At 45.9% G+C, this 21,524-nt stretch carries 13 protein-coding genes; 6 read left to right on the forward strand and 7 right to left on the reverse strand.

The window, feature by feature from the left end:
• Window positions 1-5 precede the first annotated feature (5 nt).
• The 6 genes from ACOIT5_RS19925 to ACOIT5_RS19950 all read left to right on the forward strand — a co-directional run bounded on the left by ACOIT5_RS19925 (window position 6) and on the right by ACOIT5_RS19950 (window position 10,142).
• Window positions 6-1,589, forward strand: a complete 1,584-nt coding sequence (locus tag ACOIT5_RS19925) for a RagB/SusD family nutrient uptake outer membrane protein (protein ID WP_423127919.1) — start codon at window positions 6-8, stop codon at window positions 1,587-1,589.
• A gap of 32 nt (window positions 1,590-1,621) precedes the next feature.
• On the forward strand, window positions 1,622-2,689 hold the full coding sequence (locus tag ACOIT5_RS19930; RefSeq protein WP_423127920.1) for a LamG domain-containing protein: 1,068 nt from the start codon (window positions 1,622-1,624) through the stop codon (window positions 2,687-2,689).
• Between the two features lie 278 nt (window positions 2,690-2,967).
• Window positions 2,968-4,605 (forward strand): MGH1-like glycoside hydrolase domain-containing protein, encoded by a 1,638-nt coding sequence (locus ACOIT5_RS19935; RefSeq protein ID WP_423127921.1) that lies wholly within the window; start codon window positions 2,968-2,970, stop codon window positions 4,603-4,605.
• 1 nt (window position 4,606) lies between these two features.
• Window positions 4,607-7,522, forward strand: a complete 2,916-nt coding sequence (locus ACOIT5_RS19940; protein ID WP_423127922.1) for a GH92 family glycosyl hydrolase — start codon at window positions 4,607-4,609, stop codon at window positions 7,520-7,522.
• 10 nt (window positions 7,523-7,532) lie between these two features.
• Complete coding sequence (locus ACOIT5_RS19945) at window positions 7,533-8,678, forward strand: alkaline phosphatase (RefSeq protein ID WP_423127923.1); 1,146 nt, start codon at window positions 7,533-7,535, stop codon at window positions 8,676-8,678.
• Between the two features lie 3 nt (window positions 8,679-8,681).
• Window positions 8,682-10,142, forward strand: coding sequence for a PA14 domain-containing protein (locus ACOIT5_RS19950; RefSeq protein ID WP_423127924.1), 1,461 nt, complete (start codon window positions 8,682-8,684; stop codon window positions 10,140-10,142).
• A 1-nt stretch (window position 10,143) separates the two neighbouring features.
• On the opposite strand, the gene ACOIT5_RS19955 is transcribed toward ACOIT5_RS19950, so the two are convergent.
• The 7 genes from ACOIT5_RS19955 to ACOIT5_RS19985 form a co-directional block, all read right to left on the reverse strand.
• Window positions 10,144-11,166 (reverse strand): NAD-dependent epimerase/dehydratase family protein, encoded by a 1,023-nt coding sequence (locus ACOIT5_RS19955; RefSeq protein ID WP_423127925.1) that lies wholly within the window; start codon window positions 11,164-11,166, stop codon window positions 10,144-10,146.
• Window positions 11,167-11,388: 222 nt separating this feature from the next.
• Window positions 11,389-11,871, reverse strand: coding sequence for a pyridoxamine 5'-phosphate oxidase family protein (locus tag ACOIT5_RS19960; protein WP_423127926.1), 483 nt, complete (start codon window positions 11,869-11,871; stop codon window positions 11,389-11,391).
• Window positions 11,872-11,881: 10 nt separating this feature from the next.
• Window positions 11,882-13,816 (reverse strand): DNA primase, encoded by a 1,935-nt coding sequence (gene dnaG / locus ACOIT5_RS19965; RefSeq protein ID WP_423127927.1) that lies wholly within the window; start codon window positions 13,814-13,816, stop codon window positions 11,882-11,884.
• 18 nt (window positions 13,817-13,834) lie between these two features.
• The gene (locus tag ACOIT5_RS19970; RefSeq protein ID WP_423127928.1) at window positions 13,835-14,587 is read right to left on the reverse strand and encodes a sulfite exporter TauE/SafE family protein; all 753 of its coding nucleotides are present in this window, start codon (window positions 14,585-14,587) and stop codon (window positions 13,835-13,837) included.
• Between the two features lie 186 nt (window positions 14,588-14,773).
• On the reverse strand, window positions 14,774-15,958 hold the full coding sequence (locus tag ACOIT5_RS19975; protein ID WP_423127929.1) for an OmpA family protein: 1,185 nt from the start codon (window positions 15,956-15,958) through the stop codon (window positions 14,774-14,776).
• Between the two features lie 621 nt (window positions 15,959-16,579).
• Window positions 16,580-19,702 carry a cytochrome c biogenesis protein CcsA gene (gene ccsA, locus ACOIT5_RS19980; protein WP_423127930.1) on the reverse strand — a complete coding sequence of 1,041 codons (3,123 nt, stop codon included), beginning with the start codon at window positions 19,700-19,702 and terminating at the stop codon, window positions 16,580-16,582.
• A gap of 199 nt (window positions 19,703-19,901) precedes the next feature.
• Window positions 19,902-21,404: a NapC/NirT family cytochrome c gene (locus tag ACOIT5_RS19985; RefSeq protein ID WP_423127931.1), complete on the reverse strand. Its 1,503-nt coding sequence runs from the start codon at window positions 21,402-21,404 to the stop codon at window positions 19,902-19,904.
• Between the last annotated feature and the right edge of the window lie 120 nt (window positions 21,405-21,524).

The raw sequence follows: 21,524 nt of genomic DNA on the forward strand, positions 1-21,524 counted from the left end.
ATACCATGAAAAAGAAATATATCCTGTTATCGTTTCTGGTTCTTTTGTTCTCGCTGAACGCCTGCAATGATTTTTTGGAATTTGAACCTTACGGACAACCAAACCAACTGGGTAACCTGACGGATGATCAGGCCATGCAGTCAGTTTATGCCCTCTTCGACTGGCAATACCGCGAAGGCACCATGGGACGCGGTTTTATGTGGTACGAAAACTGCAGCGACAACCTCATTACCGGTCGTACCCAGGCCGAAGCGCAAAATATCAAAAATTTTGTGGACAATGGTTCCAGCAGCCGCGATGTAAGAGACAACTGGCCCAAAATGTATGAAACCATCAATTATGCCAATCAACTGATCAAAGCAGCGCCCAATGCAGGTAAACTCTCTGAGAAAGTACGGAATAATGTACTCGGACATGCTTATTTCTGGCGCGGATTTGCCTACCTGTGGCTGGCGCCCTGGTACGGTGATAACGGACCAAACGGCGGTATCCCGATTGTAACAGAGAACACCACCATTGAAGATATCGATGTTCCGCGGCCTGCCTCAGTTTTGGATAATTATGACCTGATTATCGAAGACCTGAAAAAAGCAGGCGAACTACTTCCCTATTTCGACGAGATCCCGGCCAACGAGTGGGGCCTGATGCACAAAACAGCTGCCTGGTCGTTAATTGCAAGGGCTGCACTGTATGCCGCGCAATACGACAACAAATACTACGATACCGTTATTGAATACACCGACAAAGTAATTAATTCGGAAAAACACGGGTTGCTCCCCAAATACAAAGACGTGTTCCTGATCGAAAATAACTGGAGCCGGGAATACATCATGAGTGTCACCAGTACCGAGGTTGACGGGTCAAAGTTTCCCGGGGTTATTTTTCAGAACGGAGGATTCGGGTATTACAATACCTGGGGATATTTCCAGCCAACTGTTGAGTTGTACAATGCCTTTGAAGCAGGAGACGAACGCCTTAAAGCAACTATTGTTGCCCCCGGAGACACCATTCAGTTTATTGGCAACCAGATCATTTGGGCGGTTAATCCTTCGTCGGTTTCAAGCCCTTCAGCCATGACCTTCGGGAAATACCTCGACCCCTTTGAAGAAGCCGACTGCGTGGGTAAAACGGTTAACCCGAACAGCGATAACGGCACCACCGATCTGAATGTACCACTTGTACGTTACGCCGATGTGTTGCTGATGAAAGCCGAAGCGCTGATCTGGAAAAACGGGGAAGGAAATGCAACGGCCAAAGAACTTCTTAATGACATTCGCGAACGGGCAGGCCTTCCGCGTAACAGTCAGGCAACCAAGGCGCAATTGAAAAATGAACGACGTTGCGAGTTTGCGCTCGAATTCGGAGTATTCCGTCATCTCGATCTCGTTCGCTGGGGCGATGCGAAAACAGCTTACGCGCAAGCACTTCACGGGTTTAAGGTGAACCTGTCGGGAAACTCGGTTGCATCACTCGACATCATCGAAGTATGGCCAGCCCGCAACTTTGACCCTGCCAAACATCATGTTTTCCCCATCCCGACCCGGGAAATTGCCAAGGGTGTTAACCTGAAGCAAAATCAGGGTTATTGATCTGCCTTATTTAAACACTTAGAAAAAATGCAATGAAAAAAAATATATTATTCCTGATACTTGGACTGGCTTTTGCTTTTCCGGCTTGTGACTTTGACGACCAACAGCCGGTTGATGCCAGGTTATCCGGACTCGAGATGACATTCAACCACACAAACCCCCGAACCGGGGAAGTAAAAACCAACGAATTTTCTGATTATTTCAGGAAAACAGATGAAGTCAAAATAAATATTGAATGTAATCTGGTTATTCAAAAAATCGACATCATAAACTCGGTCAGTAAAACAGTGCTTTCCTCCCTGGTTGTGAATGATAAAGAAGCATCTTTTTCCTGTCTTGTCGACGATCTGGACATTCCGTTCGGACAAAGTACAAAACTTCTTTTTCATGTCTATTTTGACGATGCCGGTGTCGACGGCATTGGTTATCAATCGATTAAATCGTACGCTTTCACAGTCATCAGTGACATTCCATCCATCGTTTCCTTCAGAAAGTCAGATGGTTCGGTTGTTGAGCTAAAAACGAAGGACGTTAATATCGAAGGTTTTTCGGAGGATGACAATCGGGGAATTGTGGCATCGTTTAAAGGAGGACAAAACTCGTTCCTGGAGGTTGAAAATTCAAGTTTACTAAACTTTGGCGCTAACCAGAATTTTTCCATCAGCTTTTGGATGCAGTCGGGGCACAACATCAGCGATCCGGCCTTGATGGGAACCATGGATTGGAATAGTTCAAACAATCCGGGCTGGGTTTTGGCCTGGCTAAACGGCCGCTTACGGTTTGTTGCCGGAAATGGCGAGGGCTCTAAAACCGACTTCCGGATGGACGACACAACAAATCCTTTACTGGGAACCGAATGGCATTTTGTCACCTGTGTCCTAAACCGTACCGGTTATGCCGAGATTTATGTTGACGGTGCTCTCCAGGCATCCGCCATTATGAATGCTGCTGATATCAATAACGGGGTGACCGTCAAAATTAACCAGGACGGAACCGGAAGTTACGGTGATAAGCTTCTGGCCAAATACAGTGATGTCATTTTCTATAATTATGCCCTGACCAATGCTGAAATTACGGCCATGTACAATGCCGGCAAATAATACCTAAAAGATTCCGGGCGTGATAAACGGTCTGCTCTGTCCAGGTTTCGCCCGGTATCTTCAAAATAAGCCTGTTTTAAATTGTTTGTCACAGAGATCCCGAACATGTTTCGGGATCTCAATCAATTATAAGGGAAACAGGAGGTTGTTCAAATAGCTCCCTGGCACTCTTTGCTATTTCGGAGAATAACCCGATCGTGGATGGTATATCCACAACCATTGAACAGGCTTTCGAATTAAACAGTATTTTTTCGCTGTAACGTTAAAACCAACTAAAAATGAATTCACGACGTAACTTCTTCCGAACGACTGCTTTAATTGCAGGGGCCTCAGCCTTACCGATTCCGAAAGTTCTGGCCGAAGACGAGGTTGTGCAAACAACCGCCACCACCTCCGGCAAACTTCCTTATAAGAATACCTATATTAAAAATGTATTTGTTACCGAAAATGAGTTTCGCAACGCCCGGCCGGTGCTGATTGAACCACCCGGCTTTGAAAAAGCACGTGGCATTCTGCCCGCTCCTTTCTGGAAAGGAAACGAAACGGCAATTCAGATGTATTGGAAAACCTGGGAAATTGCTTTCCGAAACATTAAAAACCCCTCCCCCGAATCCGGGTTCATTACATCCTACATCGATACGGCCTACAATGGCAACATTTTCATGTGGGATTCCAATTTCATCACCCTTTTTGCCCGGTACGGCTCACGCGCCTATCCTTTTCAAAAAACACTGGATAATTTTTACGCCAAACAACATCCCGACGGCTTTATCTGTCGCGAAATATGGGGCAACACCGGTGAGGACTGTTTTCATCGCTACGACCCCACCAGTACCGGCCCCAACCTGATTCCGTGGAGCGAGATGGAATATTTCCGCCATTTCGGAGACTGGGAACGAATCCATAAAATTTTTCCGGTACTGAGCGCCTACTACCAATGGCTAAAACTGAACCGTACCTGGCAGGATGGCTTATACTGGTCGAGCGGATGGGGCACCGGTATGGATAACCAACCCAGGGTATCCGGAAAATACAACCCGATCTTCTCTCACGGTCACATGACTTGGCTCGACACCTGCCTGCAACAGCTTTTTATTGGTAAAATTCTGGTCGATTTCGGATTTTATGTCGAACGCTGGCAGGAAATCGAGGACATTGAAGACGAGCTGAAACTTCTTAAAAAGCTCATCAAAGAAAAAATGTGGGACCCCAAAAGTTCATTCTTCTACGACAAATATGCCAACGGAAGTATGGGGACACTGAAAAGCATAGGCGCCTATTGGGCTTTGTGGAGCGAGTTGCTAACCAAAGATGAAATGAAAAGCTTCATTGGTCACCTGGCTAACCCGGAAACCTTTTACCGCCGACACCCGGTTCCATCCATTCCTGCGAATCACGAAAAATATCAGGCCGATGGCCGTTACTGGCAGGGTGGCGTTTGGGCTCCAACCAATTATATGATCATCAAAGGGCTTCAACGCAACGGTTTCCATCCGCTGGCCTTCGATTTAGCCGGGAAACACCACCGGCAGGTTGCCGAAGTCTTCAAAAAAACCAATACATTCTGGGAATATTATGCCGCCGAAGACACCGAACCGGGCTTGCTCGCCCGTCCCGACTTTGTGGGCTGGACCGGTTTGGTTCCGGTAGCCATCCTCTTTGAAAGCCTGTTTGGCATCAATCCGGATTTCCTGAAGAAAACCATCAACTGGCACATCAACCTGACCGACGAACATGGAATAGACCGTTATCCGATTGGCCCCGACGGTATGTTGTCGTTGAAATGTGCCGCCAGAAGTTCAGCAAAACAACGCCCTGTGATTGAAATCCATTCAAACATCGAACTGAAGCTTTTACTTAGTTGGGAGGATGGCTCGGAAACCATCCAGATTAAACCGGGTACTAACAAAATATAATATGCGATATTTCTTCTACTCGTTCATTTTGGCGGCATTAATACTTCCCGGCTGTAACCGGAAAAGTCCGTTGGATTATGTTGATCCGTTTATTGGGACAGGTTTTCACGGGCACACCTACCCGGGAGCCACAACTCCCTTTGGAGCCGTACAGCTCAGTCCGGATACGCGGCGAGGCAACTGGGATGCCTGTTCCGGATATCATTACAGCGACTCGGTTATCCTGGGATTTTCGCACACCCATTTAAGCGGAACTGGTTGTATTGATTTGGGCGACATCCTGTTTCACCCAACCATCACTGACATACAAAAAAACCGGGAAGGATATCTGTTCGACCCGATGCCCTTTTCACATCAAAATGAATTTGCCCGGGCAGGTTATTACCGGGTAAAGCTGGATAACGGCATCCGGGCCGAGCTCACCGCGACAACTCATGTCGGACTCCACCGGTATACATTTCCGGGGAAAAGCCAACCAAAAATCGTCATCGACCTGGCTCATTTGCTCGACAACGAAACAATTAACGAGGCAGAAATCCAAATCGACAAAGACGAAATCTCAGGAATGCGCAGGACCAGTGGCTGGGTGAACAATCAATCCATCTATTTTGTGGCACAGTTTTCTGTACCGTTTCAAGTCGAATTGATTGCTGAGGGCGAATCAGTCGCAACTTCCTCCGGCGTGAAAGGCAAAAAAATCCAGGCTGTTATTGCATTTCCTGAATTTCAGGGCCAGCCGGTTGTTTGCAAAGTAGGCCTTTCATCGGTGAGCACAACAAATGCCCGCCTCAACCTGTTGGCAGAAGCCGCCGGTTTTGGTTTTGACCGGATAAAAACTGAAACACAAAACCGTTGGGCGGATGCTCTTTCTGTCTATAAAATTTCGGGAGGCAGCCGCGATGACCTGATTAACTTTTACACGGCCGTTTACCATAGCCTCCTCGCTCCCAACGAAATTACCGATGTTAACGGCGAATACCGCGGAGCCGACGGGATCATCCGGAAAGCAAGCAATCCCAAAGTTTACTCAACCTTTTCGCTGTGGGATACCTTCAGAGCCTGGAATCCGCTGATGACACTAACGGATACCGTCCTGGTCAACCACATGATAAACTCATTCCTGAATTTTTACGATCAAACCGGCGAACTACCCATTTGGCCTTTATCATCCGGTGAAACAGGAACCATGATCGGCTACCATGCAGTTTCGGTCATTTACGATGCTTACAGTAAAAACATCCGGGGCTTCGATATGCAAAAAGCCTTTGAAGCGATGAAAGTTTCGGCTGATAAAAACCGGAAAGGTACAAGTCCATATGTCGAAACAGGTTTCATCCCGGCCGATTCGAAGCGCGAATCGGTTTCGTGCCTGCTCGAGAATGCTTATGATGACTGGTGCATCGCACAGATGGCAAAAGCGCTTGGCCATGACGAAGATTACAGGCATTTTTTGTATCGTTCGGCTTTCTATAAAAATATTTTCGATGGGAAAAACCGGTTTTTTCGCGGCCGGATGAAAGATGGTATCTGGGAATCGCCTTTTAATCCGGCAGAAGTTGGCCGCGCATATACCGAAGCAACGGCCTGGCAGTACCGCTTTTTTGTTCCTCACGATGTCATGGGAATGATCAACCTGTTTGGCGGAAACCAACAGTTCACCGCAGCGCTCGATTCCCTGTTTCATACTTCTGTGCCGGTTCAGGGACATTTATCCGATATTACCGGTTTACTTGGGCAATATGCACATGGAAATGAACCCAGTCACCACATGGCCTACCTGTACAGCTTTGCCGGCCAGCCGTGGAAAACCCAACATTATGTCCGCCGCTTGTTGAAAGAAATGTACCATCCCGTTCCTGAGGGGATTACCGGCAACGAAGACTGCGGACAAATGTCGGCCTGGTATATCCTGAGCAGTCTGGGCTTGTACCAGCCATGCCCCGGGAGCAATCAATTTGTATTAACCACACCCTTGTTTGAAAAAGCGAATATCCGCCTGGCCAATGGGAAAAACCTGTGTATTACAGCAAAAAATACGACTAAAAATATGTACATCAAGGAAGTTCGCTGGAATAAAAAGACGGTAAACAACAACTATATCACCTATTCTGAATTAATGGAAGGAGGACATCTCGAATTTATTACAAATGATCAGCCGGTAACTACTCGTGGTACCGGTCCCGAAACCATTCCCTATTCTCAAAGTAAAACGGTTGAAGTTTCGGCTCCCTACCTGTCAAACGACATCTCCTTCTTCGAAACAGAAACAGAAGTTCATTGCGGAACAGCCACCGAAGGCGCTGAAATACGTTACACACTCGACGGCTCCGAACCAACCGAAAAATCACAGTTATATAGCAGTCCGTTTGTGTTGAAGTATTCAGCGCCGGTTAAACTGAAAGCGTTTAAAACCGGCTTTTTGCCCAGCATTACGTCCAGTTACACCGCATCGAAAGCCGATTACAAAACAGCCTCGCCCATCTGCCTTCCCAAACAAGGGCTTCGATATGAATATTTCGAAGGAAATTTTAGCCGGGTAGCAGATATCCGGGAAAAAGGACTGGCAGTTAGTTCGGGAATTTGCGAGCAAATATCGTTGGCCGAAGCCCGGACTCCTGACCATTACGGGCTCATTTTCAGCGGGTACTTATATGCTCCGGTTGACGGTATTTACAGATTTTCCACCCGAAGCGACGACGGAAGTGTTCTGCGATTGAACGGGCACACGGTGGTCGATAATGACGGGTCACATGCCGACATCAAAGCTGTTGGACGAATCGCCCTGAAAAAGGGATTCCATCCCGTTGAGCTTCTTTATTTCGAAGATTACGAAGGAGAATCACTTTCTGTTAGTTGGACCATGCCAAACAGATCAAAAGAAGAAATTATAACACCTGAATATTTTTACTTTAACTAAGGAGTATACGATGAAACATCTTATGTATTTAATGCTGACTTTCGTATTGAGTTTTCATCTCGCTTTCGGGCAGTATGAAACAAAGGGACAGGCAAAAACCGGCAGCTTCGTTTATGAACAAGCCGGTGAAGTGGTGAAGGTAAAGCCTCTTAAAGGTAAAAAAGTTAAAAATGTCATCCTGATGATTGGCGACGGCATGGGCTTGTCTCAAGTCTCAGCTGCTTGGATAGCCAACCGGGGACAGTTAAACATTGATAACTTTACTTACACTGGTTTTTCGCGTACCTGGTGCGCCAATCGATTAATCACCGATTCGGGCGCTGCCGGCAGCGCGATGGCCACCGGGCGTAAAACCAATTATCATCACCTGGCGGTTGATTCGCTGGGGAATCCGCTCAATTCATTAACTGATTTGGCCCATGCGGCCGGCCTGAAAACCGGAATTGTCGTTACCTGTAACCTGTCTGATGCCACTCCAGCGGCGTTCTGCGCCAATAACAGCGATCGCGACCTGGAAGAGGCCATTGCCGCTGATTACCTGAATTGTCGTGTTGATTATATCTTTGGTGGCGGACGCGACCAGTTTAACAACCGAAGAGACAAACGCGATCTGATGGCCGAAATGCAACAGCAAGCTTATCAGGTTTGTACAAGCTGGGACGAGACCAGACAAATCAAACAAGGAAAAGTATTTTCGGTACCCGAAGAAGGACAATTACCGCTTGCCCGCGAACGCGGCGACCTGTTTAGCCAAGCCTGTCTCCATGCCATCGATATCCTGAACCGGGATAAAAAGGGCTTCTTCGCCATGTTTGAAGGTTCGCGCATTGACGATTGCGGCCATTGGAACGATCTTCCCCGGTTGATTGAAGAAGTTTTGGATTTCGACCGTACTGTCGGGCAGGTCATGAAGTGGGCTGAAAAAGATAAAAACACGCTGGTTATTGTACTGGCCGATCACGAAACCGGCGGACTATCCATCCTTGGCGGCGATCTGGAAACAGGTTCGGTTACAGGAACATTTTCAACTGATGACCATTCGGGGATTTTGGTGCCCGTTTATGCTTACGGCCCGGGAGCTGACAGCTTTACCGGCATTTATGAAAATACAGAAATCTTTCGTAAAATTGTTAACCTTCTGAACCTTAAAGAATAAGCTATGCTTACAAAAATAACGACGCTCCGATGCCTATTGGGCCTGATGCTGTTTGTTTGTATGTGTAATCCGCTGTCGGCGCAAAACAAAATTCAGTTCCAATTCAGAAAAGACCGCACCTTTAAAATTGCCCAATTCACAGATATCCACTGGGACAATCACTCGCCTGCCTGTACAAAAACCTTCGAAACCATCGAACATGTTTTGAAGACAGAAAAACCCGACCTGGCTGTTCTTACCGGCGACATTGTTACGGCGCCTCCTGCCCGCGAAGGCTGGCTGGCTGTTACCAAAATATTTATCGATGCCAAAGTCCCCTTTGCCGTAACACTTGGGAACCACGACGCCGAACCGGAAATCACCCGCGATCAGATTTTTGAATTGCTCGGTCCGTTACCCTATTTTGCAGGAAGCAAAGGCCCGGAACTACCGGGCTGCGGAAACTATGATCTACCGGTAAAATCATCTGACGGAAAATCGGTTGCCGCGGTTTTGTATTGCATAGATTCGAATGATTATCCAAAAGAAAAAAAGGTTGGCCATTACGACTGGATCAAATATGACCAGGTTGGCTGGTATCGTTCAACCAGCGAACAATATACCGCGCAAAATAAAGGGATTTCGCTCCCGGCCCTGATGTTTTTCCACATTCCGCTGCCGGAATATGAGAAGGTTGTCGGGAAGGAAACCACGGTAGGTGAAAAAAATGAAGGCATTGCTTCGGCGGCAATCAATTCGGGAATATTTGCATCGCTGGTTGAAAAGAAAGATGTGATGGGCATTTTTGTTGGTCACGACCACGATAACAACTACATCGGAATTGAACACGATATTGCGCTGGCTTTTGGCCAGGTAAGCGGGGCCGATGCGTACGGTGATCTCGAACGCGGATCGCGCATCATCGAGCTACGCGAGGGCGAATTCAGTTTTGATACCTGGATCCGGACACGTTCAGGCATTCAATTTAAATACAACTATCCTTCCGGACTTGCAACCGATTCCACCCAAGTGGAATACTTACCGGCAGTTCAGCTTAAAAACCTGAAACCGGGTGTGAACTACAACTATTACGAAGGTAAATTCACGTCGACCGACGAATTGATGACTGCCAACGTTTTGAAAAGCGGAACCTTGAAAAATATTTCGCTCGAACCTGCAGCTGCCCGCGACTCATTTGCTTTCGAATACCAGGCATGGTTAAAGATCCCGAAAAAAGCAGTTTACCGCTTTTACACTTATTCCGACGACGGGTCAAAATTATTCATCGACGGAAAAGAAATCGTCAATAACGACGGATCGCACGGGGCCAGACGAGCCGAAGGCAAAGTTGCACTGGACGAAGGATACCACGAATTCCGCTTGCTTTATTTCGAAGATTATATGGGAAACGAACTGGAAGTCGGATTTTCAAGTATCAGCATCCGTGAATGCAAAATTCCTGATGACTTCTTTTATGTTGAATAATTTAGCTGATATCTTTCAAAAACAACTTTCCGATTTCTTCAATGGTTTTATCCGGTTCACGGTAGTTAAAGGGAACGGTCCGGCATATCTTATTCCCGTTAAAGCGGTTAATCCGGTTAGATCCGGATACGGTATCGCGGGTAATCACCGGCCGTTTCCCGGAGAAGAAACTGGCTAAACGGGCAGCTCTCCAGGCAAACTGCAGGATCATATCGGAAGCAAAGGTTTTCGGTCGGGGTTTTTGCAGTACATCGGCAATCTTGTTGAAAAATTCCTGGTAGCTCATATTCCCTGCATTCAGGATAAACCGTTGATTTTTTGTCTGGCTGAAACAAAGGTCATCCATCAGCAAAATCATGGCCGACGCCACATCGCGCACATCCACAAAACCGGTTTCTCCTTTGGTGTAATATTTCAGCCCCTTCGAAATAGCCTGAAACATTTTCGGGCTGCCCATATCCCAGTTTCCCGGCCCCAAAATGATGGAAGGATTGACAATAACCGCCTCCAGTCCTTCTTCGATCCCGCGCCAGACCTCCATTTCGGAGAAAAACTTACTTAGACTGTATGCCGATTTTTGTTTGGAAGGCGTCCAGTAGGTTTCTTCATTGATTTCCGAGCCGTCCTGTGTTTTGCCTAAAGCCGCGATGGAGCTGACATGGCAAAACTTTCTTACCCGGTTAAAGAGAGCGGCATCGATCAGGTTGGCTGTTCCTTTCACATTATTGTTGAGCATGCTGTCGTGGTCGTTCGGATGAAACGAAACCATAGCCGCGCAATGATACACTTCGTTAACCCCGGTGAGTAGTTCTTCCATGCTGTGGTAGTCGAGTAGATCACCTTCTACCCATTCAATCTGATCGAACAGGCGATCAGCATCGTCTGAATAATAGGAAAAAACTTTACCGACCAGCCGTAAATTACTGCTGCCGCGTTTCAATGCGCGCACTTGTTTCCCCGATCTTAACAGATTGTACAACACATGAGAACCAACCAAACCCGTTCCTCCGGTAATAAAAATCATAAGTCGCCTCCCCTGCCCCCTTCGTCAAAAGAGGAATTGTTTCATTTAACCATCTCAAAATCCCGACAGCAATCAAGCGTTCAACTTATTCAAGCAAATGAACCGGACTTTGCTGCAGTCGTCTTTAACAATCTCTCAAACAAAAATAACGAACTAATTCCGATTTTTCCCTGAATTCGGATAGTCTTTCAGCTTTTCCGGTTTATCACTATCAAAGGAAGGTCATTGCTTCCGGGGAGCAATCGCCTTTGCACCAAACTCTTTCGCACTGATGCTTTCGATTTTTACCTTGATCAGACCAACGTTCAGCACGGCCGGCCGGTTAAAGTTAAACTCCCGCTCGCTGTATTGGGACATCGTTGCCTGCAAAAGCCGGTATTTTTCATCAAAATCATCAACAAATTCAACCGTTCCCTCCACGATCACCGATTTCGATTTTACCCGATAGCTGCACCCCACACGCACATCCTGCCAAGCCAATTCTTCACCCAGTGTCCAGTTGATACATACCCTGGGATTTTTCTTCAAGGTTTCCCACATACGCCCGTGTTGCGCTGAGTGCAGGATCACCGTATCGCCATCAAGTGCAAAATTCATCGGTAAAACATAGGGACGGCCTTCGTCGCTCATACCCACATAACAGGTTTTACAGGCCCGGATAATCTGGTTGATTTCATTTCGGTCTTCGATCAATAAGGTTCTCATACTTATTCTTTTAGCTGATAGTCCGGTTGCCTAATTGGGCAGACAGGTGTTTTTCTACTTTCTTCAGATTGATATATTGATTCTGAACTTCCATAATCTGTTCCATGTCCTGCGTGTGCGCAATCTGCTGTTGCAGCTCATCCAGCATGTGTTTCACTTTTCGAAGTTTGTATTCCTGAACAATTTTCGGGACCAGGATATCCAGGATTTCATCTTCTGCTTCTACAAAAGCGCCGCCTTTTTTCCAGCGTTTGCTTTCGATATATTTCTCGGCTAAAAGATCGCTGGCCAGTTTGCTTACCTGCGGATCGCCATGCTGAATAAAAAACTGTTCCGGGTTAAAGGAATCGTTTTCCAGGTTGGCGGCAAATAAATCCAGTATCCGGTTGATCAGTTCGTTATCCGAACGAAGATTGTCGTTCTCCAGTTCTTCCAGCACGAACTGTCCCACCGAAATAATGACGGGTTCATTCGGATTTTCACCTTCTTCTTCAAATACTTCCCGGTGAAAATATTTCAGCAGAATGCGAATGATTTCCCGCTCCTCCACTTCGCAGGTATTTTTCTTCGTCTCCACTTTAACCGGTTGGACTGACGCAGGACGGGATTGTTCCCTGAAATTTTTTTTCTGAAATTCCTCACTGTCCTTAAACTTGATCTTGCGGACTTCATGAAACAAAACTTCCTCCTGAACATCCATCAAACGGCTGCATTCCTGAATGTAAACCGTGCGGGTAATTGTATCGGGGACCATTGAAATGGAGCGGACAATATCATTAATCAGGCGCGCTTTGCTCACCGGGTCGTTCTCGGCGCCTTTCATCAGTAATTGTGTTTTAAAGCGGATAAAGTCGGTTTCGTGTTCGGCAATATACGCCTGCAATTGACCTGAGCTCATGGAACGTGCAAATGAGTCGGGATCCTCACCATCAGGCAAAAGCAGTACTTTTACGTTGATCCCTTCTTCGAGTACCAGGTCGATCCCGCGCAACGAAGCTTTTATCCCGGCCGCGTCGCCGTCGTAGATAATGGTGATGTTGGGCGAGAAACGTTTGACGAGCCTGATTTGATCGGGCGTGAGCGCTGTGCCCGACGAGGCCACCACATTTTCGATACCCGCCTGGTGCAGCGAAAGTACATCGGTGTAACCTTCTACCAGATAGCATTTATCGAGGCGGGTAATGTCGCGTTTGGCCTGAAAGATGCCGTAAAGCACACGACTTTTGTGATAAATCTCCGACTCGGGCGAGTTCAGGTACTTGGCTACGGTTTTGTCGTTTTTCAGCGTTCTCCCTCCGAAAGCAATCACCCGACCGGCAATATTATGAACCGGAAACATCACCCTCCCGGCAAAACGGTCGCGCACCCAATCATCGCGTTTAATGGTCAGTCCCGTTTTTTCAAGAAAGTCCATTTTATAGCCTTCTTTTTGTGCAGACCGGGTAAAGCCGTCTTTCCCGTCCGGACAATAGCCCAATTCAAATTTCTTGATGATCTCGTCGCGAATACCCCGCTCACGCAGGTAACTCAGGCCAATATCGCGACCTTCATTTTCTTCCCACAAAAAGCGCGAAAAATATTTTTGCGCGTAAGCCGACACGATCATCATGCTCTCGCGCTCATCCTTTTGCTGCTTTTGCTCGGGCGTTTCCTCTTCGTCGTTCACCTCGATGTGATATTTTTTGGCCAGCCATTTCAAGGCTTCGGGATACGACAATGATTCGTGTTCCATGATAAAATGAACCGAATTGCCTCCCTTTCCGCAACCAAAACACTTGAAAATGCCCTTCGCCGGCGATACGGTAAACGAGGGTGTTTTCTCGTCATGAAACGGGCAATGCCCGAGCATATTGACTCCGCGTTTTTTCAGCGTTACAAATTCACCTACCACATCGGTAATCTCCGCGGCATCCAAAATCCGGTCTATCGTTGTCTGTTCGATCATCAGCACAAAAATAGCAAATTAAAGCAGCAGTAAAAAGGCCGAAACGGCCGTAATGATGATGACCGCCGCCCGGTACGTATGTTCGGGCAGGATTTTCACCAGGCGGATTCCGAAGAACGCTCCCAGGGCAATCGCCGGCAGGGTTACGAGGTCGAGCGACAGGGAATGCCAGCTGATATTTTTCCAGACAAAAAGCTGAAGAGGAAATTTGACAAAATTGACAATCATGAAGAACCAGGCCGTGGTCCCTATAAAGTTATTCTTCGGCAGGTGCATGGCCAGCAAATAAATAGCAAAAATCGGCCCGGCCACGTTGCCGATCATGGTGGCAAAACCACCCAGTACGCCCATAGACGCGGCAAACCACCATTTATCGGGAAAAAACTGTTTGTCCTTTTTGCGATCTTTCCACAACATGAGTCCAATGCAAACGAACACCAGGATGGCCATGGTGTCTTTAAATTGTTCGTCGTTGACTATTTCGCCAACCCAGAGCCCAAGCCCGAGCCCCAGAAAAGCCCAGGGAAGAATTTTCACCAGGTAGGTCCATTGGGCATGACGCCGGTAATACGCTACGGCAAATACATCAGCCATCATCAATATAGGCAACAAAACTCCGGTCGATTGTTTTCCGCCAAAAATGAATGCCAGCGTGGGCACAACAATCAGCGAAACCCCCGGTACGCCAACTTTCGACATCCCGATCAACAAGCCACACAAAGCCATCAACGACCATTGCAAGAGGTTGAGGTCCAAAAAAAGTAATTCCATCCTATTTGTTTAGAAACCACAAAGGTATAAAATTTCAATCCGCTGAGATGAAAAATGAAGTTCGATTCGATTGAGGGAAACAGTATCCGGAAAATAAAAAATTACCCTGATTTGACTTGATCAAACCAGGGTAATCCTAACTAATTTTCCTCTTTCAGAGAAATGTTATCTTTTTTGCGGGAACACTTATTTTACCACAAAACTAACTCTGCGGGCCAGCTGACGGGCTTCTGAAGAGTTTTTGTTCACGCTGGTATCTTCGCCTTTACCTACGGCGTTCAGTCTTGAACCGTCGATTCCGGATTCAACCAATACTTTTACCGCTGCATCGGCGCGCCGTTGCGAAAGCTTCTGGTTGTAATCTTCCGGCCCAATCTCGTCGGCATAACCCAGAACATCCAGTTTCGCGCCCGGGTTCTTTTGCAGATAGGTGCGGATAAAGCCTAATGTTGAGGCATTGGCGCCTTTTACCACACTGCTGTTGAAGTCGAAATAAATATTCGCGTAACCGTCGTTAACCAGTTTCTTCACAAATTCGTCGTAGTTACCCCCACCTGGTTCTTTATCGCTCAATGCGGCTACACGCTTGCTCAGCTCTTCAACATCGCCTTGTGTTTTGGCCAGATCCCTGGCTTTGGCCGATTCGTCTTCAACGGCTTTCACCCGTGAATCCAATGCCGATACCCGAGAATTAAGCGCGTTGTATTTCTCATCGCCACGAAGGTACCAGTCGGCGTGGGTTTTGTTTTTACCCAGGTAGATTGAAAGCCCCACCGTTCCGTTAAAAACAGTTCCCAGATTTTTACCATTACCAGGTCCGTTACCATTGAAAGACGGCTGTTGACGGATGTTTACAAAAGCGCTTCCGTCGAGGTTCAGGGCAACGCGGGGTGATAGTTTCACCTGAGCAGTCAGACCGCCAATCACATTACCCACATAGTCATCGACATCGGAAGCCAGATCATAGTCCATCTTTCCAACACCGAAACCTCCGTGCGCCAGCAAGTTAAATGTTTTGGTCCAGTTCTCGAACTGCAAAACGCGACCAACATTCATTACACCCTGCAAATCCAGACGGTATTCACTCGTTTGGAAATCAAGGCTATTTTTACCTTCAGTAAATTGGTTGTAACCAAAACCGAATTTCAGACCAAAAAATTCGTTAATCATGTAGCGTAATCCAATTTCTGTTGCCAAAAAATCAGGTGTCGCTGCATAATAACCTGCGTCAAAATTGCGATACGGCTTGGTTAAACCAATACCGGCATCGATCGACCACTTGTTAAAGCTTGCTTCGCCAGCATTTTCCTGAGCAAAACCCCAGATAGTTGCAAAGCTAATTAGCACCACCAGTAATAATCTTTTTTTCATAGATCTGTTATTAATTAATAATTCAAATTATTGCGTTAAAAAATTGTTTCATCTTTCTTTACTACAAATGGTCGCAATTTCAATCTCCTTTACGGCGTCAAATATATGATAATTTGTTTAAAATTAAAAAAGTTCTATTGAATAATAAAATTTAATAACTAAATAACATCTTTTTTTACTATTATTTAACATATATCCTTGCATATTTGATCAACTAAAAACAAAATGCGAAACCTCCCAACTTACTTTTTTTCTATAAAAAAATTACAGACTACTCACATAACAAATTAATAATAAGATAGTTACGCATCCACACCTTATAGATGCAAACAAGTTAACCAAAATTTTTCCATAGTAAATATAAAGAATTCAAACCGAATAGCTGCAATATGTCATTTTTTTGGCTCAAACTTTATGATTTAATAATGCAGACTAAGCTTCGCGGTTAATTTTATTCAATCGATGAAATCGGCGTAAGTACTTAATTCAAACTGCTTATTTCCGTCGCCCGCCAACATTACCTCCGAGATATTTGACAATAAATCAGAGTCTTACGGAATAAACAATTTATTCCGATCGATTCAAACCAACCAGAAAATCAAATTCGTAAGGGAATAACGATTACTCCTCCGTTTCGAGTCTTACTGTTTTTTCGGCGCTACCGTGTTTTCGTTCCGAAATTGCCGCCAGAACCACGATCGCCATCACAACAATAACCGCGATATAAACCGATGAAGGAACCGGAGGAGCATCTCCCTGGGCATACGAGTGCATACCCGACAAATAATAATTGACCCCGAAGAAAGTCATTAAAACCGAGCTAAAACCAATCAACGCCAGTGCGCTTAATATGAAATAGTTATATAATCCAGGTACTTTCCGGAGATGAAGAATAGTCGAATAAACCAGGATGGTTACCAGAGTCCAGGTTTCCTTCGGATCCCATCCCCAATAGCGTCCCCAGGATTCGTTGGCCCAAACTGCGCCAATAAAACAACCAACAATAAGCAATGTCAGGCCAACCAATAAGGCCAATTCAATAATAATTGACACCTCACTTATGGTAATAGACGTATTTCTCAGATTTTTGGGTGTCCGCAACATCATGATGACCATGTTCAGCAATCCCAATAAAGCGCCTATGCCCAGGAAACCGTAACTGGCGGTAATCACCGCCACATGCACAATCAGCCAATATGACTTTAACACCGGAACCAGATTGGTAATTTCAGGGTTCATCCAGCTCATACCGGCGACCATAAGAATCAGCGAAGTTAAGATACTGGTTACGGCCAGCGTAATTTGCGATTTCCTGAGAAATACGAAGCCTGACAGCAAGGTCGCCCACCCGATAAACAATAAAGTCTCGTAAGCATTGCTCCAGGGGGCATGGCCCGATATGTACCAGCGTACGGCCAGGCCTGCGGTGTAAATCAGAAAAACGGCAAAAAGCAGAATGGTCCCGGGAAGTAGGAATTTACGCAAGCTGGCCCTTGAGTTGAAGATTTCAATCAGGTGCATTACCAGAAGAATGCTCCCAAGCAGACCACATAGTTTGGAGAAAAACCCAAAAATATCGTACCGGTTATACAAAATCTCCAATTTTACTTTGGTTTTTGAAAGTATCAGATCTGCGCCATGTGCATGCTGAAAATCTTTCAAAACCTGCAAGGAATAATTTGCTGCCTGATAATCGTTTGTTCCGACAGCCTGCTGCAGTGTCTGCAAATAATTGGTTAGCAACAGTCTATCTACTGCTGAGCCCATCGCTGACCGGTTGGAAAAATATGTTTTTTCGGTATACCAGGTTCGGTTCGAGTCCGTTGAATCAGGAAATATCCGGAGGAAGTCACCGTTGAATATCTGGTAACAAATATTCACCCGTTCGTCCACAGCAATCACTTCCTTATCAAATTTATTTCGCTCAATTGGCTTTTTATGATAGGCCTCGTCGACCAAGGAACGTAAGCGATATGATCCCTGATTCAGATCAACCAATTGATTAAATGAGGCCAGGTTGCCCGATATACCCATTTGCCGCGCTAACTCGGTATTCGAGATCCTGATTAATTTTTCATTTTTCCAGGATTCGGGGAAAGCGTTCATCCCAAGAAAAACCTCCGAGGCAGACATCCCACGCAAGTTGTTCTTTCGGATTAGTTTCCGTAAAAGCTTTGATGACAAGGTATTAACCGGTTCAATCCGGCCTTGTCGGTCCTGCACCAGCAATTCATCAAATGCGCGAATATGTTTCCCGTCAATCTTTTGGTCCTTCCAGTTATTCGCTTCCGAAAAAAGCGGTAAAAACAAGAGCACCGACAATAAAAGACCTATCACCGATTTGTTTTTTAATTGCTTCAAACGTGACGATGCCCGGAGCAAAAAACGGAAACGGCTTCGTTTGTTGAAGAAGGTAAACAGCAGGCCAATGGTCATCAACAAATAACCGGTGTAGGTGGTTGCTGTTCCGACGCGATCGTGGCTTACCGAAAGTATTGTACCTTTTTCGTCCTGGTCGTATGACGATTGAAAAAAGCGGTAACCGCCGTAATCAAGAATATTATTCATATAGATCCGGTATGGTAATTCCAGCCGGGCTTCAGGATCAATCAGCGTCACTTCGCTGGCAAACGACGAGGGGCTCATGGACCCGGGATATCGTTCCAACTGAAATTCGTTCAGCCGCAAAGAGAAAGGCAATTCAATGGCTTTTGAACCATAACTCAATTTCAGGTCCAGTTCTCCCAGACGAAATGCTACAGGATCACTTACCAAGCCTTTATTTCCGTAACAAACAACATCCTTCTGCTGTTCGTCAACCGTCACCGTCAATTGCAGTGCATCGGGAAATGAAGCCCTGTTTGACGACTGGACCGTCGCCAGGCTTTTTCGTCCCTTATGAAAATAGGTTTGCAGCACGAAAAGGTTGTCGCCCAGTTTATACATATTTTTATTCGACAAGGTATATTCGGTTCCTGGGAACAAGGTATCGCCTTCCAGCCCCTCCAGGGTAACAATAAACATCGTATCCGGAGGTGTGAGAGTCAATCTTTCGCCCGTTCTGCCCAACCAGATTGTTTCCGAATCTTTTGCACCTTCAAAACTGACTTTAAATTCATCAAATTGATGTACTTCATGAAGCTCCAGCACGATGTCTTTTCGCACAGACTTGTCCAACACAATGAACGACATCACCGGGCTTCCCAATTCATCGGCGACCACAGACTGAACCCCGTTCGGAACAAAAAACAGGTTATTCAGTTCTATTTCTTTTCCTAAAAGAGAAACATGCTTGTTAAAATAATTGTGTGTGTAGGGAGAATATCTGACGGCCCAATTTTCCTGATCTGTTTCTCCCCCGGCAGCCACTTCAAGTTGAATAAACGTTTGATCGCTTACCAATAAGTTACTTGTCTCGCCTTCCCTGATGTGCATCATGCCCTCGTAACTATAAAAACGGGTTATACCGGCGCCAATAACCATCAGCACAAAAGCCAAATGGAATAATACCATACTCCAGCGCTTCAATTTAAAGGCCCTGTGATAAAACAGTCCCCCAATCAGGTTTACCGCTCCAAATGCCAGCAACAGGTTAAACCAGTTTGCATTGTATATGAGGATACGGGCTGTTTCCGTCCCGTAATCATTTTCAATAAAAGTGGCATAGGCAATGGCGATGGCAAAAACAAGCAGTAATACCACCGAGGTTAACATGGAAAACAGAGGTGCAAAAATCTTCTTCATAACACGCTTTTTTACTTGCCTCACAGTAGCCCCTTATTCTGCCCGTTTATCAACATAAACTCATCTTTTTCCTTGACGGGCTAAGACTGATGTTCCGGCATCATTTTCTTCATTAAAAAATCACTTCAACCAAAACCGCTCTGGCTGAAGTGATTCAAATTTAAATAAACATCCCGAAATTAAATGCCTCCAGATCGTTTTAATATAAACCAGAGTGACATTCCGCGCAAAAACTCGCCTTCCACTCGTCCTTGATATCCACCGGATGTTTAAACTCAAGTGGTTGATTGGCACTGGAATATTCAATGGCATCAACAGCGCCCTGAGCCAAAATATCGTGACATAAATTACAATCTCTGGAAATAAACCTGCCTCCGGCCGACTGGTGTTTATCATTGTGGCAGCGGTAACATCCATTGGTTTCCAGGTGCCCCAGATGATTCGGATAAGCAGTCCATTTCACTTTCATTTCGGGGAAAATATTTTTCCGGTACCCCGACTGCATGGAAGCAATCGCTTCATCCAGCAAATGCGGTTTCTCAGTCAAAAGTTCAGGATACATGATATCATAATATTCCATCACTGTGGCTTTGATTCCGCTCATCGCGCTGTCGGTTGTGGGATAATCGGCATGGAGCGCTTCCATCGCGACCACCTTAATATCCGGTATCTCGCGCGAAATTTTGCCCGACGTAATGAACTCATCCACAAAATTTGGCGGCGATAAATAATTATGCGACGGCCGGTTATGACAATCAATACAGTCCATCACCCTGAGTTCGTACGCATCCAGCTTGTCCGGCTCAATGAGGTTATCTTCGTCCGTGTAAATATGGGTTTCTCCTGTTTTCAGGTTCGTATATCTCACCCAGGGAATCATGTTTCGCTCCTGATCCGTTGCGATATACTCGATTTTTACATCCGGGTTAATGTGCCAGTGAATTCCTTCCTGTAACCCTTGAGCGCTATAGGTGGCGCTGGTTTTCATCAACAGGTGAATATCCCATTCGGTTGTTGTTTCGTCGGCGAGATACGATTTTTTAGTCTTTAGCTTTCGATCATAAAATTTTTCCGTCCAGTGGCATTCCTCACAAGTTTCGCGCGCAGGACGCAGGCTGGCAATCGGCGTGGGAATAGGCTGCGGATACTTATTAAACATGACCGAATAAATTTGATACAAGCCCGACATTTTACTTTTCACGTACCAACCTGCGCCCGAGCCGACATGACATTCGACGCAAGCGACGCGTTCGTGCGGAGACTCCTGGTAGGCTGTGTATTCCGGAGTCATGACCTGATGACACAACTTGCCGCAAAATTCATTGGACTCGGTGAGGTGAAACGCTTCAAAACTCCCGATGGATGAAAGAATTAAAAAAACAATGGTCCCTGCAATGAAAATTACCGTTGCATTTCGTACGGATTGGCTGTTGAAATCGATTACCGGCCATTTTTTAAAATCGGCTTCGGCCTGATGAATTCGTAACCGCCGTTTTTCACGCAAAATACCCACCGGGATTAGGATAAGCCCCAGCACCAGCACAATTGGCATGATGATATAGATAAAAATACCCAGGTATGAGCTTCCTGCATCAAAAATGGATGAAATGACAAAAAGAACCACGATGATCCCTAAACTAATTGATGCAATGGAGGCGCCCACCACAGAGATCAGGTTTTTTACAGCCGGAGGTAGTTTCATAACCAAAATTTGCTTTTACAGGTTAATAATTTTATCCTTATACATCGGAATTCTCCCTCAGATCAGCGCTCTACACCGCCAGTCAACTTGCTCATTCAAGCCAACAGTCTTTCGTCCCTT

Source organism: Gaoshiqia hydrogeniformans (assembly GCF_049347105.1).
GTDB classification, from domain to species: Bacteria; Bacteroidota; Bacteroidia; order Bacteroidales; family Prolixibacteraceae; genus Gaoshiqia; species Gaoshiqia hydrogeniformans.